Origin of the sequence: Hominisplanchenecus murintestinalis (assembly GCF_943193015.1) — a bacterium.
GTDB classification, from domain to species: Bacteria; Bacillota; Clostridia; order Lachnospirales; family Lachnospiraceae; genus Hominisplanchenecus_A; species Hominisplanchenecus_A murintestinalis.
Genome location: NZ_CALPCM010000019.1, coordinates 36,266 through 51,668, shown reverse-complemented (window position 1 = coordinate 51,668; position 15,403 = coordinate 36,266). Strand labels below are relative to the sequence as shown.

The following is a 15,403-nucleotide window of genomic DNA, read 5'->3' as shown; positions in this document are numbered from 1 at the left end:
TGTCGATGACCTGCGGGCTGAAATTGAGAAGATACCTGCGCCGCCTCCTGTTTGTTGCTAACGTGTTGCTAACCGTTTGCATTTATCCAGATTTTTAGCCGCCTGTGCAAAACCGTCTGACACCCTGAAAACCCTGTATTTATGCGGATTGAGACCGTTTCCCCGCTTATTTCCTACATTCTTTGATGTTTCTCCGATTTAACCAGTCCATAACAAAGTCTCGCTGCCTTTGCCTGTATGCTTGGATATAATTCTTCTCCACCATAAGATTGAAAAGGACTTTCTAATGCAGATTCAAGCAGACCCATATCCCTAATCCCATCGCTTCCTCCGGTAGTCTCTATTAACTGAGTATGAAGCAATAGAATCTGTTCTTTTGTCAGCTTTATCATTTTGCAAGCACCTCATAAGATTCCTTATTCTTCTCAATTAATCGTTTCGATATACTCAATACATCTTCATTTGACGCAACAGCATCATGCTCAGCTTTACTGAAATCTATGACAAGGTATCTTGGTACATTATTTTTTAATATAACAGCTGTCCCATGCTCATCCACTAATCTTGCTACTTTTGAAAAATTCTGATTTGCTTCTGTAATAGAAACCATTGTATTTGTATTTATTGTCATCGTCCATACCTCCTGATAATTTTATTATATCCAATTTATAGGATGAATTCAACCTATTCCAACCCCAAAATACTCTTTAAGAAGTCTTTAATCCATGTCCTTTATCAAATCCATTTCCAATAATGTGCAATTCTGACATTTCAAACTTCCCTTCTGATATCAAATATTTATATAATATTGCCGATATACATTACATCCCTTTTCTATTCCATACTGTCCTTCTATTTCATATTCATCTGCTTCATCATGATAGGACAATATTTTATTTCCAAGCATCGTCTCAACATAAACCCATAAATCATCAAATTTATTTCCTTGATACTCATTAATTACGCTAGCAATACTATCGGCAATATCAAATGCTGAACCTCCTACGCTCGCAGGAAAAATTTCACCTTCTAATTGTTCTTTGAGAGTCTTCACAAATTTCGTATTTTTTACAGCATTTCTGTATGTAAAATCAAACAGCGTCTGTCTGTCAAATTGTAACTTTGCATATTCCCATCTCCCAAATCTTCCCCAAAAAGGTAATAGTGAATAAAAATGAAGAATATTATAAAATTCTATCATAAAATTATGAAGCTGTTGAAATTCTTTTTCCAAAAGAAATGTGTTCTTATCAATAAAAAAATGCATCTCACAATTTCTCAGCCTATTTAGCAGTGATAAAGCACTTTTTACAGATGTGTCACCATTTTGGTCATAGTATTCTGAAAATAACTCATTTGTTATATCAACGATTTTATTAAATTCTATCGAAAAAAATTTCTTCATTGTCTGCTCATCCAAACTACTGAAATAAGCATTTAAATCTTTGGAATTATAAAAATCTCTTGCTGGCTGCCCATCCGGATTGCATCCCTTTTTCAATTGTGTTACCCGATAATCTGTATTATTTAACATTAACTGTTTTACAAATAATTCCACAGCATTATGAAGCACAGACACAAAGTGCTTACGATATTCCAAGGTTACCTTTCCCTCTAAAATATAATCACAATATCTAACTGCCATTGCCCATGCTTCAAGCGCATTATTCTGTAATATTTGATTTTTTATATAAGCCATTTATTCACATTCCCTATTTTGTAATAAATATAATCTAACATCTCGTTCCCCATGCTCATACCGTTCTAAACGATTCCAATATACAATCTTACGGATTGTTCTTTCTGTCACTCTATATCCTGCTTTTTTTATGATATCAGAAACCCTTTGTTTCATTTCCCGTCCTCTTTCCAAAGCATCCAAGACTATCTTCTCTAAATATTCCGGCTTTCGTTTATCCCCAAGATCTGAAAACAAAGCATTTGCCGCAACTAAAGCAGTTCTCATATATTGCGCATTATCTTTGAATAAATCACTATCTATATAAAACCCTTTACTCTCTATAAACTGGCTGCAAAATGTAATTACCGTGCGCGTATTACCTTCTCGATAAGGATGCACTTTCCAAAGTTCAGCTAAATATTTTGAAAATATTTCTGCCACTTCTTCAATAGATACCTTTTCCCAAGCGTAATGGTTCATTTTATCTAAGACATATGTTGCGTCCTTTTCAATATCAAAACAATCAGAATACTCTATTGAAATACCTCCTAAAGCCGGCTCTGATTTTTCAATGTTTATAATTCTAATTTTTCCTGCCCATTCGTATATATCCTGAAAAATATAATGATGCATATCACAAAATGCTACAAAATCAAAACGGCTGACGGATTCTCCTATTACAAGTTCCGCAAGCCGTATACTCGTATATTCTGCCTCCATACACGACAACATTTCTCTGTCCCGTATATCAGCAAGATTCTTTAGAATATCTGTATGTGGATATAAATATGGATCATTCATAATATTTTTATCTATTCTTTCATCTTATATTTTTTGTCTAAAACCTTACGCATATCCTCCGTGGTCATTTCTCCACGACTTTCTTTTTCAATTAATTTTTTAAATTCTGGAGATGGTTCTAATCCATCTACTTTAATCATACCTAATGCATAATCCCATTTCTTATCTGTACTGACTAGCATAAAATCAACTCCCAATTTCTGTTTTTATTTATTTTACCACATTCTATAGACAATATCCATTATAACTTTTATACATACCGCATAATAAAAACCCCTGCAAGCAGCGCACCAACGCCACTTACAAGGGTTCTCATTCCTATCTCTATTCGCCTGTTTTCGACAAATTTCTACTGATTCATCTGTTTTGCAACTTCCTCCGCAAAGTTCTCTTCCTTCTTCTCAAGACCTTCTCCTGTCTCGAAACGAACGAATCCTTTTACCGTAATCTTTGCGCCGTTTGCTTTCGCTACTTCTTCTACATATTTCTCAACAGACTGCTTTCCGTCCTCTGACTTTACGTATACCTGGTCAAGCAGGCAGATTTCTTTCATCTCTTTATTAATACGGCCGTTAATCATACCTGCGATAACCTTCTCCGGCTTCTGGGACTCTTTCGGGTCGTTCATAATCTGTGCCATGAGGATTTCTTTCTCATGCGCAATGAACTCTTCGCTGATTTCGCTCCTGTTGGTGTACTGCGGCTTCAGGGCTGCTACCTGCATTGCCACGTTCTTTGCCATCTCTTTTACAGCGTCATTTACAACATCTGTCTCTACGTCAACCAGAACGCCGATCTTTCCGCCCATGTGTGTATAGGAAGCTACAAAACCGTTCTCCTCTTTCACCTGAGCGAAACGGCGGATATTCATGTTCTCGCCGATAACTGCGATCTGATGCGCCAGTTCTTCTGCTACGGTAGCAGACTCGCTGTAAGTCCACTCTTCATTCAGGAAACTTTCTACATCAGCAGCCTCTGTCGCCAGAGCCTGTGCTGCTACCTGGGATACATAATTCTGGAACTTCTCATTCTTTGCCACGAAGTCTGTCTCAGCATTTACTTCTACAGCGACAGCTTTCTTCTCATCCTCGGAAACTTTCAGCATTACGATACCTTCTGCTGCAATTCTTCCGGCCTTTTTCTGAGCAGTAGCAAGTCCTTTTTCTCTCAGGAACTCAACTGCTTTATCCATATCGCCGTCTGTAGCCGTAAGCGCTTTCTTACAGTCCATCATTCCGGCGCCTGTCATTTCACGTAACTCTTTTACCATCTTAGCTGAAATAGCCATTTCAAATTTCCTCCGTTATCTATTTACTATGTCAGGAATTACTCCTCTGCTGCAGCTTCTTCTACAAACTCTGCCTCTGACACTTCACCTTCAGTCCCCTGGTTTGCCTCGATAACAGCATCTGCCATCTTGGAAACAATTAATTTTACGGCTCTGATTGCGTCGTCATTTCCCGGGATTACATAATCCAGCTCTTCCGGGTCGCAGTTTGTATCACAGATGCCAATCAACGGAATTCCCAGAGTATGTGCCTCCTGTACGCAGATTCTTTCTTTCTTCGGATCTACTACAAAAATAGCATCCGGAAGCTTCTTCATTTCTTTAATGCCGCCGAGGTTTCTCTGCAGCTTGTCCATTTCTTTCTTTAATGCAATAACCTCTTTCTTCGGAAGTACTTCAAAAGTACCGTCTTCCTGCATTGCTTCAATATCTTTTAAACGTCTTACACGGCTCTGGATGGTCTTGAAGTTGGTCAGCATACCGCCTAACCATCTCTCATTTACATAGAACATGTCACAGCGCTCTGCCTCTGCTTTCACAGCGTCCTGCGCCTGTTTCTTGGTTCCTACAAAAAGAATGGTACCTCCCTCTGCTACAATATCAGAAACTGCCTTATAAGCAGTGTCTACCATTCCTACAGACTTCTGCAGGTCGATGATATAGATTCCGTTTCTTTCCGTGTAGATATACGGAGCCATTTTAGGGTTCCATCTTCTTGTCTGATGTCCAAAATGAACACCTGCCTCCAGTAACTGCTTCATTGAAATTACACTCATGATTCTTCTCCTTTTTGGTTGTTCTTCCGCAGACGTCCGCTCCCGTGGAAAACCATATATACGGCACCATCCCCGGAATCTGCCCTACGTGATTAATTTTCGCCGTTGGTAGTATATCACAGCAACCCCGTAAGCGCAAGGACTTTTTCACACACATCCTACCCTCTCCCCAAGTTTCACTTTCGTCTCTATCCCTTTCCCGGAATTCTCCAGGATATCCTTATCCGGCCGAACCTTCCCTTCCTGCGTCAGCAGGATTACTGTAGAACCTCCGAACGCAAAGTTTCCTTTCTCCTGTCCTCTCCGCACGGTTCCGCTAACTGTACGGTTCTCGATTTTCCCTACCAAAAGCGCCCCCACCTCCATCTGGAGGATTGTACCAAAGTGCTCTGACTGCAGCAGGGAATATTCCCTGGTATTTTCCACGTAAATCGGATACCTGTCATTTGCCGCCGGGTTCACGGTATGAAATACACCGGGAATACAGATACCGGGAGATACCCTGCCCCCATCTACATAAATATAACGGTGATAATCCTCCACACACAGACGGAACACCCAGGCATAGCCGCCGCTGTATTTCCCCGCCAGCTTCCGGCTTCTCAGAAGCTGCTCTGTTGTATATTTCGTATTTTTAATAGAAAACTCCTGTTCCCTGCTGATTCTATAAACACTCAGGCGGCTGTCACAGGGGCTCACAAAAACCTGAGGAGCATGTTCAATCTCACGTACTCCCGAAAGCATCCTCCGTTTGAAAAATGCGTTATAGGAACTATATTCCTTCTGTTCAAATTCCTTCATATCTATAGAATGATTCCTGATAAATGCCGGAATCATAAGCCTCGACAGCCTGGAATCCAAGAATCTTCCTCCCGCTCTCGAAAACACCGGAGAAACCAGCGGCCTTAAGAGAACTCTTCCCGCCACATGGCCATACATCCACTCTAAAAACCGATCCTGTAAAGAGTTCTCTTCCACTATCCGCCCCCCGCGGTCTGCTAAAAAATGCATTTCCTCTCTCCTATCTGCTATTTACCGACGCCCGGCCAAACATTCTTAACAGAAATACCTATTTTAAAGAATGCAGGAACATCCACCAGCCCCGCCACACAAAAACAATCACTGCCACTGCTGCTGCAACTACTCCCACCAGTAAAAACAGTTCCTTTGTTGAAAGTTTCCTCAGTCTAAAATTGGTGACAAACAAAATCCCTACCGCCGCAACAACTACATGCAGCGCTGCTAAAAACAGCTCATGGCTGGGAAACAACGGGGAAAACACAAACAAAATCGGCAAAGCAATTGCCATAGATGTAATCGGCAATCCCTGATAATACTTCCTTGCCTCATCCGTTTCATTCTGGCGTTTCGCTTCCATGACATTAAAATATCCCAGGCGGATAACTCCCGCCAGTCCATACAGTACCAGAATCACCATACTGTACATATGGTTCATTCCTATTTTATAACAAATGATAATCGGAAAAATCCCAAAACACACCACATCACAGAGGGAATCTATCTGAATCCCGAAATTCTTCTCATCTTCTGTACGGTTCTTCTTCGTCCTGGCAATTTTTCCGTCAAACATATCGCACAGCCCGGATACCGCCAGACAGAAAATCGCCCATCTGAGATTCATCTCTGATGCACAGAACATCCCTATCACAGAACACGCAAGGCTGATATACGTCAAAACCACAGTATAATCATAAAATCCTATCATATGTAATCTCCCTCTTCTATCAAAACAACACTCCACCCAACAATCCGATAACACCGCTGCTTCCGGCTTCCTTCATAGTCAGCCGGACCGTTCATTCCACGCACTCCGCATCTGCGCCACTGCCGTAAACAAAGCGCTGATAAGAAGCTGGCTGTAATATCCCAGCCCTCTCGAAAGCACCATCGCAGGAAGCAGCACGCCCGGAAATACCGGAGCAAAAATTTTCAGAAACAAGGATTCACTAATCCCCATACCGCCCGGAAGCGGAAGCATATCCACTGAAACCGATATTACAGCCTGCAAAAGCACAACGTCCCACACAGATATCCCGGACATGCCAAATGCCTGATATACCATCCATGTTACCGCAAACAGCGCAATACGCTGAACAAAAGTAATTAAAATCACATGAACAATCACACGCTTATGCTCTTTCAAATATTCTGCCGTTTCCCGGTATACCTGCATGGACTCCTGAAGCTTGTTCCTCCGCTCTTCCCTGCGTTTCAGAAACCTCAGTTTTTCCAGCCAGTCCATACCCTTCAGCAGTATCTTTTTTGCCAGAACCGGGTGAAATACCAGAATGGTCATAAAACTCACACAAAAAACATTCAGCAGCACTCCCAGATAATAAATTGGGAGAATTCCCTCCAGATAACGGTGTACAAACCCTCTGGCAAACAGCAGAATCCCAAGCCCAATCACCACCAGTACCAGCTTATAGGTAATCGTTACCACCATCAGTATCACTGTAGAAACTGGTATCGGTATCTTCTCTTTTTTCATATAATAAATCTGCATCGGCTGTCCGCCGCTCGCTGACGGGGTGATACAGCTAAAAAAGAATCCTACTGAAGAAAACAAAAAACACACCCTCTTCTTTAGATATATCCCAAAGGAACGCATCATATACCAGATGATAACAGACTCTCCCCAAATAAAAATCAATACAAGCGCTACCCCCGGAACCAGCCAGCGGATATCTGCCCTTCGTATCGCCTCCATCATGGCGTCCAAATCTTCCCCATGAAAAACACCATAGAGCGTAAGCCCGAAAACTGCCAGAAGAAAAACCGTATTTCCTACTATTTTCTTTTTTGCCCGCATCCTACTCCTCCTTATGAAAAATCTTCCCATTCACTTTATCCAGAAGTTTTTCATATTTTCGCCAGACAACTTCCCGCTTCCCTATTACGAAGCACAGCTCTGCGAGGGCAACTCCCCCAAACACATCCACAAGGACATGCTGCTTTGTCGTTAACGTAGAAATACAGACCAAAACCGCCATCACACAAGAAGCGCCCCTATACCACGCCAGAATCTCCTTCTTTCCCCGTATGCCTATATAACAAAACCAGCTCACCAGACAGTGGATAGACGGAAACAGGTTATCGGCCGCATCTACGGAATACACGAACCCCATCAGCCAATTCCACAGTCCATCCTGCGCCAGCTCCGGACGGATATTTGTTGTGGGGAACACCAGAAAAAATACCAGGCATACCATCCTTGACAGGAAATCCGCTGTAAAAAACTGACAGACCTCCTTTTTTCCCTGACGGGCAATCAATACATAATTTACCGCCCAAAACAAATAACATCCCAGATAAATCAGCACTGACGGCGGCCAGAACGGAACCAAACGGTCAAGCGGACTCTCAATATTATAGTGATGCCATTCCCCGGCAATCATTCTGGAGCCGCCATAAACCGCCGTATTTACAGTCACCGCCATGATAAGCGGAAATATGCCATATACCGGAACCAGGCCAGACAATCTCTTTCTTATTCTCCCCATTTCTCTGCCTCATACTTATCATGATTTCTGGCAACGCTTCCATAATATATCATCAGCTCCTCCAAACCGGAATGCTGGCAAATATTACTTTAAGCCGTCGCCATTCCTAAGTATAACAGGGTTTTTAAGAATACTCAATATAAGCGGCACAACTTTACTAAATCTTTAAAAAATCGCAAAAAAATATTAAGTATCCTTACATACATATCTGCTGCCTGTATAAATAGCATAAGCCGCAGCCTTTCCACAAGGCTGCGGCTCTCATCCGCTATAACTCTACCATCGTAACATCAATATCCATGCTTTCATTTCCCGGCTGCACCGGTGGCTGAGATGCGGCCTGTATAACAGGCTGCGGCACGGATGCCGGCGGCTCCGGCCGTAACGGTTCCTCCAACGCGGAAACAGGCTCTGGCTGTACCGCCGCCTCCGATCTGGAAGCTGCTTCCAGCTGTGGCTCTGCTTTCGGCTGAGACTCCGGCGGCGTTTCAGCCCCGGACTCTGTCCTTGGCCGGGATGCCGACCGGCGGGATGTACGCTTATCCACAGGCTCCGGCTCCGTAATCGGACGGTTTGGCGGCACATCCTCCGGCATCATGCCCTGATATCCGCCTATACCCATCCGTGTCCCAAAAGTTTCTTCCACTGCTGCTCCGTTCTGCTGAGCCTGGGTATATTCCGTCGCCTGTTCAGCCTCTTCAGGCTTTGCATCCCCCTGCTGCGCAGGCGCATAGTAGTTATCCGTTACCATCATCTGCTCTTTACGCGCAAATTCATTTGTATAATATGCAAGCTGGTTTTTCACGTCTTTCAAATCATCTTTCAAATCACGGTTTCTCAAAATCAGATTAATGATAAACACCAGCAAAATAACGGAAAGAATAATCAACCCGTATACAATTTTCATCATCAAGTCTGAATCCGATTTTAACTTCGTCATATGCCCCTGAAACGCATTAGACGGCGCAGCCGTCTCCGTTTCTGACTCTGTCTGAAGCTCCGTCTGCGCTGAAGCAGCCGGGGGTTCCGTAACCGCTTCCTGCGCCTCTGTTTCAGGCGCTTCCGTCTGAGTTTCTTCCCCGCCTGCTCCCGACTCCGTCACATGGAGCGTATACGTTACCGGAATGCCGCTCTGAGATGACACGGTAATCAGCACTGTAGCTTTTCCCCCCTCCAGTACTGTTCCTGTGATAGAATCAATCGTCGCGGCCGGGTTCGATGTGGAAGGCTCCAGATAAAGCTCCGCCGTTCCCGGATCCACCGTAACGTCATATTCTAAAATATTGTACTCAAAGTCCCTTGACAATGTCCCGTTATGGATATTCAGGGCAGACAGGGAGTTATCGTCTGAAGAAGCCAGAACTGACATACTAAGACAGAAAAATATCAGCAGCGCCAATACTGCTCCGGCTCTCCGGAAGTTCTTTCTCGCTTTCATAACGCACCTCTCTTTATTCTGCCTCGTCAATCGCTTTACCAATATCCGAGCGGTAATATTTATTATCAAATTCCACCAGCCGGATTGCCTCATAAGCATTTGCCCTGGCATCCTTCAAATCTTTCCCCTTCGCTGTAACGCCCAGCACACGGCCGCCATTTGTTACAATTCCTTCTTCTGCTTTCTTTGTTCCTGCATGGAACACATAGTATCCTTCTCTGTCTTTGAAATTTTCCAGTCCTTTTATCGCAAAGCCTTTCTCGTATTTCACCGGATACCCTTCTGAAGCCAGTACAACGCAAACTGCTGCATTATCTTCAAACTGCAAATCAACCTGATCCAGCGTCCCGTCAATACATGCTTCAAACACTTCAATGATATCATTTTTCATCCTTGGAAGGACAACCTGCGCCTCCGGGTCGCCAAAACGCGCATTATATTCCAGAACCCTTGGCCCATCTTCCGTGAGCATCAATCCGAAGAAAATGATTCCTTTGAACTCTCTCCCCTCTGCTGCCATCGCATCTACCGTTGCCTGGTAAATATACTTCCTGCAGAACTCATCCACTTCCTCCGTATAAAAAGGACTTGGAGAAAAAGTTCCCATACCGCCTGTATTCAGTCCGGTATCCCCGTCTCCTGCACGTTTATGATCCTGCGCGCTGGTCATAGTCTTAATCGTCTTTCCATCTACATAAGAAAGTACCGAAACTTCCCTGCCCGTCATAAATTCTTCAATAACCATACGGTTTCCGGCAGTCCCGAATTTCTTGTCTGTCATAATTGTACGGACGCCGTCTCTTGCTTCATCCAGAGTATTGCAGATAAGCACGCCTTTCCCCAGCGCCAGACCATCCGCTTTCAGTACAATCGGAAATTTCGCCGTTTCCAGATAGGCAAGCGCCTCCTCTGCGTTATCGAAATTTTCATATGCCGCCGTTGGAATACCGTATTTCTTCATCAAATCTTTCGAAAATGCTTTGGAGCCTTCCAGAACCGCCGCGTTTTTCCGGGGACCGAACACCCGCAGCCCTTCGGCTTCAAAGACATCTACAATTCCTCCAACCAGGGGATCGTCCATCCCAATTACCGTTAAATCAATTTCTTTTTCCTTTGCAAACGCCGCCAGCTTCTCAAACTCCATAGCGCCGATATTTACGCACTCCGCATATTCTTCAATCCCCGCATTGCCCGGCGCGCAGTAAATTTTGTCGACTTTACTGCTCTGCGCCGTTTTCCACGCGATTGCATGTTCTCTTCCGCCGCTTCCTACGATTAATACTTTCATCTTTTCTTATGCCCCCTCAATCACTACATGATTCCGCTCATCTACACGCACCCTGCCGTTTGCTATCAAATGAATCGCCTCCGGCAGAATTTTCCACTCTGCTTCTTCCATCACACGCTGCTGCAGTACCTTCGGAGTATCACCCTGGCGCACTTCCACAGCTTTCTGCAAAATAATCGGCCCCGTATCCGTCCCGGCATCTACAAAATGTACCGTTGCTCCCGTAACCTTTGCCCCGCGCTCCAACACGCCCTCGTGAACCTTCAGCCCATAATATCCTGTCCCGCAGAAAGACGGAATCAGCGCCGGATGAATATTAATAATCCTGTTTGGATATGCCTTTACCATAATTTCGGGAATCACCACCAGACAGCCTGCCAGTACTACAAGATCCGGCTTATAAGAATTCAGTTTTTCCAAAAAAGCTTCATTAAATGCATCCCTGCTCTCATAATCTTTTGGTGAGACGCAAACCGCATCAATACCGCCCTGCTTCGCGCGCTCCAGCGCATATGCATTTTTATTATTGCTGATAACTACGGAAATCTCGGCGTTCGTAATCCTGCCGTCCCTGATGCTGTCCATAATTGCCTGGAGATTCGTCCCCCCGCCTGAGACAAGTACTGCCAGCCTTAACATAAAGTAACTCCTTTTTCCCCAGCCTCAACCTGGCCAATCACATAAGGCGTCTCCCCGGCTGCCTTGATAGCTGCCATAGCCTTATCTACATCTGCCGCATCCAGCGCCAGCACCATGCCAATGCCCATATTGTAGGTATTGTACATCATCTCTTCCGCCACGTCGCCCTCCCGCGCCATCATACGGAAAATTGCAGGAACTTCGTAACTATCCTTTTTAATCACGGCACGCACATTATCAGGGAGCATCCTTGGAATATTTTCATAGAAACCGCCGCCTGTCACATGGCTGCACCCCTTGATACGGACGCCAGCCTCTTTTACATTCCTCAATGCTTTCACATAAATCTTTGTAGGCGCCAAAAGAGCCTCTCCCAGCGTTTTCCCAAGCTCCTCATGATAAGTATTCAAAGTCCCGGCGTCCATCTGAAAAATTTTCCGAACCAGCGAAAATCCATTGCTGTGAACTCCTGAGGACGCAATGCCCACCAGAGTATCTCCCGGCTTGATATCTTTTCCGGTAATCAGATCTTTTTCATCCACAACGCCCACGGCAAACCCTGCTAAATCATACTCATCTTCCGGATAGAAGCCCGGCATCTCCGCCGTCTCGCCGCCAATCAACGCCGCATTAGACTGGGCGCACCCGTCAGCCACACCGCTTACAATCGTCGCAATCTTCTCCGGCACATTTTTCCCACATGCAATATAGTCCAGGAAAAATAAAGGTTCTCCTCCCGCACATGCGATATCATTTACGCACATAGCCACGCAGTCAATCCCCACGGTATCATGCCTGTCCATGATAAATGCCAGTTTCAGCTTCGTCCCCACACCGTCCGTACCGGATACCAGCGTGGGTTTCTCCATGTTTTTAAATGCTTCCATAGAAAATGCACCGGAAAATCCTCCAATATTTGTCAGTACTTCCGGCCTCATCGTCTTTTTGATATGTTCCTTCATCAGCTCCACTGACTTGTAACCCGCTTCAATATCTACTCCTGCGTTCTTATAATCCATAATTTTCTCCTTTTTCCACTGCTTATATGCCTACTTCTGCTTTAAATATTCCTTATGTCCCAATTTCTGAAGCTTCTCATCCTTTGCCACTACCTGATTTTTCAAATCCGCAGAATACTTTTTCAGCCTTTCCAGCAGCTCCCCATCCGAAACCGCCAGAATCTTTGCCGCTAAAATTCCCGCATTTGCCCCGCCATTAATGGCCACGGTAGCCACTGGGATTCCCGACGGCATCTGCACGATAGAGTAAAGAGAATCCCTGCCTCCCAGCGAAGTAGTATGCATCGGGATACCAATGACAGGCATCGGAAAAATCGCCGCGCACATGCCCGGAAGATGTGCCGCCATCCCCGCGCCCGCGATGATTACCTTAAATCCTTTCTCTTCCGCAGTTTTTGCATATTCAAAAAATACATCCGGCTCCCGGTGTGCGGAAATAATCGTCATCTCATAGTCCACACCCAGCTGCTCCAAAATATCTGCTGCTTTCGCCATAACCGGCATATCTGAATCACTGCCCATTACAATCCCAACTTTTGTCATGGTATATTCTCCTTCTTTTATAAATAATTGTAAAAACAAACTTCTTTCCTAATTTTCTATTCTACTAATTTCGCCGGAAAATGTCAACGAAAAGAGATACCGCCTTCCCCGGCTTCCGTTTATTCTCTCTTCAGTTTCGCAAACGCGGCAAACATCTTCTTTACTCCCGCCCGGTCGAAATTCACGGTCACTTCGTAGTCTTTTCCTCCCTCTACAATATTTTCAACCGTTCCCGCTCCAAACTTTATATGTTTTACCCTGTCGCCCACTCCATACTCCAGCTTATCTGCTTTCGTAACCTTATATTGTTTCGGCTCAAATGCCTTCGCCTGAAATGCCTGTTTCGCCTGGATATACGCCGTCTGCTTCGGCAGTTCCTGCACCTTAGGCTTTATCATACTTCCCACCTGCACCAGCTCACGGGGAATTTCCTGGATAAATCGGGATACCTTATTGTACTGTGTCTCTCCCCGGATCATCCTCGACCGGGCGCTGGTAATCGTAAGCTGCCGCATCGCCCTGGTAATCCCCACATAACAGAGCCGCCGCTCCTCTTCAAGATCTGTGGGGTCTTCCGAAACAATGGTCATATAACTCGGAAAGATCCCGTCTTCCATCCCCGCCAGGTATACATTCGGGAATTCCAGCCCCTTCGCGCTGTGAAGCGTCATCAGCACGACCCTGTCATTATTCTCCTCCAGGTTATCGATGTCAGCCACCAGGGCCACTTCCTCCAGAAATCCGCTGAGCGTGGGATTTTCCGCTTCTTCATCATAGGACGCCGCTTTCGAAATCAATTCGTCAATATTTTCAATTCTCGCACGGGATTCTTCGGTATTTTCATCCTCCAGCTCTTTCACATAATCTGTTCTGTCAATGACCTCCTTCAAAAGCTCTGCCACTGAAAAATATTCCTGCTGCGCGCGCAGCGTCTGAATCAGGGTCACAAAAGGCTTCAGCTTTGCCACGCTCCTTCCCAGCGCCGGAATTTCTTCTGCGGCACGGAGCGCGTTGTAAAAGCTGATTTCGTTCTCTACTGCAAAGTCCTGTACCTTTGCCAGCGTGGCAGCGCCGATTCCCCTGCGCGGCACATTGATAATCCTGCGTACCGCCAAATCATCCCTCGCATTGTCTACCGTTTTTAAATAAGAAAGCAAATCTTTGATTTCCTTTCTGGCATAGAAATTCACGCCGCCAATAATCCGGTAAGGAATATTGGCCAGCAGAAATTTTTCTTCCAGTAAACGTGACTGGGCATTCGTACGGTAGAGGATGGCACAGTCGCTGTAGTTTCCGTCTCCAGCCGCCACCCTTTTCGCCAAATCTTCTGCAATATACTCCGCTTCCTCATACGCAGTCATAAAATTCTGGAATATAATAGGCGCGCCGCCGTCATTCGCCGTCCACAGAGTCTTGTTCTTTCTTTCCAGATTATTCCTAATCACATGATTCGCCGCATCCAGAATCGTTTTTGTCGAGCGGTAGTTCTGTTCGAGTTTAACCACACGGGCGCTCGGAAATACATCCTCAAAATTCAGGATATTTCTGATATTCGCTCCCCGGAATTTATAAATGGACTGGTCATCATCCCCCACCACACACAGATTTTGATATTTAGACGCCAGCAGGCTGATAAGCTTAAACTGCGCTGTGTTCGTATCCTGGTATTCATCGACCATGATATATTTGAAGCGCTCCTGATATGCCTCCAGCACATCGGGATTCAGCTTGAACAATTCCACCGTTTTCATAATTAAGTCATCAAAGTCCAGGGCATTATTTGTCCGAAGCTGCCTCTGGTATTCCTTATACACCTCCGCAATCTTCCGTTTTGAAAAATCTCCCATCGTATTCATCTCATATTCCTGTGCGCCAATCAACTCATTTTTTGCCGAAGAGATGATACCGAGAAGAGTCTTTTCCTTCCACTGCTTCGTATCAATCTGGAGCCGCTTACAAATATCCTTCATCAGCGTTTTCTGGTCGTCGCTGTCATAAATAGTAAATTTGCTATCATATCCCAGCCGGTCGATATGCCTTCGCAGAATCCGCACACAGGCAGAATGAAACGTAGAAACCCACACGCTTTCCGCACCAAACGCCACCAGCCTGTCCACCCGTTCCCGCATCTCTCCCGCCGCTTTATTTGTAAACGTAATCGCCAGAATATTCCACGGATTCACACCTTTTTCTTCTATCAAATAGGCAATCCTGTGGGTCAATACACGAGTTTTTCCCGAGCCTGCCCCTGCCAGAATCAGAAGCGGCCCCTCGGTGTGGAACACCGCTTCCCTCTGCCTCTCGTTCATTGAATCATAAATACTCATAATTTAAAGCCCAGCCTTTCTTATGTATATTTTCTGATTATACTCTATTCCGGCTTTTTTGTCACCCTGAAAAGATGCA

At 44.9% G+C, this 15,403-nt stretch carries 17 protein-coding genes; all 17 read right to left on the bottom strand.

What is annotated here, in order from left to right; all coding sequences use genetic code 11:
• Positions 1-173: 173 nt before the first annotated feature.
• The 17 genes from NFR99_RS08645 to pcrA all read right to left on the bottom strand — a co-directional run bounded on the left by NFR99_RS08645 (position 174) and on the right by pcrA (position 15,324).
• Positions 174-392 (bottom strand): type II toxin-antitoxin system death-on-curing family toxin, encoded by a 219-nt coding sequence (locus NFR99_RS08645; protein ID WP_330642178.1) that lies wholly within the window; start codon positions 390-392, stop codon positions 174-176.
• The gene (locus NFR99_RS08640; protein ID WP_016290522.1) at positions 389-631 is read right to left on the bottom strand and encodes a hypothetical protein; all 243 of its coding nucleotides are present in this window, start codon (positions 629-631) and stop codon (positions 389-391) included. The genes NFR99_RS08645 and NFR99_RS08640 overlap by 4 nt, the downstream gene beginning before the upstream one ends.
• 159 nt (positions 632-790) lie before the next feature.
• A complete protein-coding gene (locus tag NFR99_RS08635) occupies positions 791-1,699 on the bottom strand; it encodes a hypothetical protein (protein ID WP_251353429.1) in 909 nt (302 codons plus the stop codon).
• Complete coding sequence (locus tag NFR99_RS08630; RefSeq protein WP_251353428.1) at positions 1,700-2,482, bottom strand: Fic/DOC family protein; 783 nt, start codon at positions 2,480-2,482, stop codon at positions 1,700-1,702.
• Positions 2,483-2,493: 11 nt separating this feature from the next.
• Entirely contained in the window at positions 2,494-2,664 is a 171-nt protein-coding gene (locus NFR99_RS08625) for an antitoxin VbhA family protein (protein ID WP_004052588.1), read from the bottom strand.
• Between the two features lie 167 nt (positions 2,665-2,831).
• Entirely contained in the window at positions 2,832-3,770 is a 939-nt protein-coding gene (tsf, locus tag NFR99_RS08620; protein ID WP_251353427.1) for a translation elongation factor Ts, read from the bottom strand.
• 38 nt (positions 3,771-3,808) lie between these two features.
• Complete coding sequence (rpsB, locus tag NFR99_RS08615) at positions 3,809-4,546, bottom strand: 30S ribosomal protein S2 (RefSeq protein WP_120483372.1); 738 nt, start codon at positions 4,544-4,546, stop codon at positions 3,809-3,811.
• A gap of 147 nt (positions 4,547-4,693) precedes the next feature.
• Positions 4,694-5,557 carry a phosphatidylserine decarboxylase gene (locus tag NFR99_RS08610; RefSeq protein ID WP_120483374.1) on the bottom strand — a complete coding sequence of 288 codons (864 nt, stop codon included), beginning with the start codon at positions 5,555-5,557 and terminating at the stop codon, positions 4,694-4,696.
• 58 nt (positions 5,558-5,615) lie between these two features.
• The gene (locus tag NFR99_RS08605) at positions 5,616-6,272 is read right to left on the bottom strand and encodes a CDP-alcohol phosphatidyltransferase family protein (RefSeq protein WP_120483376.1); all 657 of its coding nucleotides are present in this window, start codon (positions 6,270-6,272) and stop codon (positions 5,616-5,618) included.
• Positions 6,273-6,350: 78 nt separating this feature from the next.
• Positions 6,351-7,379, bottom strand: a complete 1,029-nt coding sequence (locus NFR99_RS08600) for a lysylphosphatidylglycerol synthase transmembrane domain-containing protein (protein ID WP_251353426.1) — start codon at positions 7,377-7,379, stop codon at positions 6,351-6,353.
• 1 nt (position 7,380) lies between these two features.
• Positions 7,381-8,070: a phosphatase PAP2 family protein gene (locus NFR99_RS08595; RefSeq protein ID WP_251353425.1), complete on the bottom strand. Its 690-nt coding sequence runs from the start codon at positions 8,068-8,070 to the stop codon at positions 7,381-7,383.
• 268 nt (positions 8,071-8,338) lie between these two features.
• Positions 8,339-9,508, bottom strand: coding sequence for a cadherin-like beta sandwich domain-containing protein (locus NFR99_RS08590; RefSeq protein WP_120483382.1), 1,170 nt, complete (start codon positions 9,506-9,508; stop codon positions 8,339-8,341).
• Positions 9,509-9,521: 13 nt separating this feature from the next.
• Positions 9,522-10,796 carry a phosphoribosylamine--glycine ligase gene (purD, locus tag NFR99_RS08585; protein WP_251353424.1) on the bottom strand — a complete coding sequence of 425 codons (1,275 nt, stop codon included), beginning with the start codon at positions 10,794-10,796 and terminating at the stop codon, positions 9,522-9,524.
• 6 nt (positions 10,797-10,802) lie between these two features.
• On the bottom strand, positions 10,803-11,435 hold the full coding sequence (gene purN, locus NFR99_RS08580) for a phosphoribosylglycinamide formyltransferase (RefSeq protein WP_120483386.1): 633 nt from the start codon (positions 11,433-11,435) through the stop codon (positions 10,803-10,805).
• Positions 11,429-12,454 carry a phosphoribosylformylglycinamidine cyclo-ligase gene (gene purM / locus NFR99_RS08575; protein WP_120483389.1) on the bottom strand — a complete coding sequence of 342 codons (1,026 nt, stop codon included), beginning with the start codon at positions 12,452-12,454 and terminating at the stop codon, positions 11,429-11,431. The genes purN and purM overlap by 7 nt, the downstream gene beginning before the upstream one ends.
• Positions 12,455-12,484: 30 nt before the next feature.
• Entirely contained in the window at positions 12,485-12,997 is a 513-nt protein-coding gene (gene purE, locus NFR99_RS08570) for a 5-(carboxyamino)imidazole ribonucleotide mutase (protein WP_120483391.1), read from the bottom strand.
• A gap of 119 nt (positions 12,998-13,116) precedes the next feature.
• A complete protein-coding gene (pcrA, locus tag NFR99_RS08565; protein ID WP_251353423.1) occupies positions 13,117-15,324 on the bottom strand; it encodes a DNA helicase PcrA in 2,208 nt (735 codons plus the stop codon).
• Positions 15,325-15,403 lie beyond the last annotated feature (79 nt).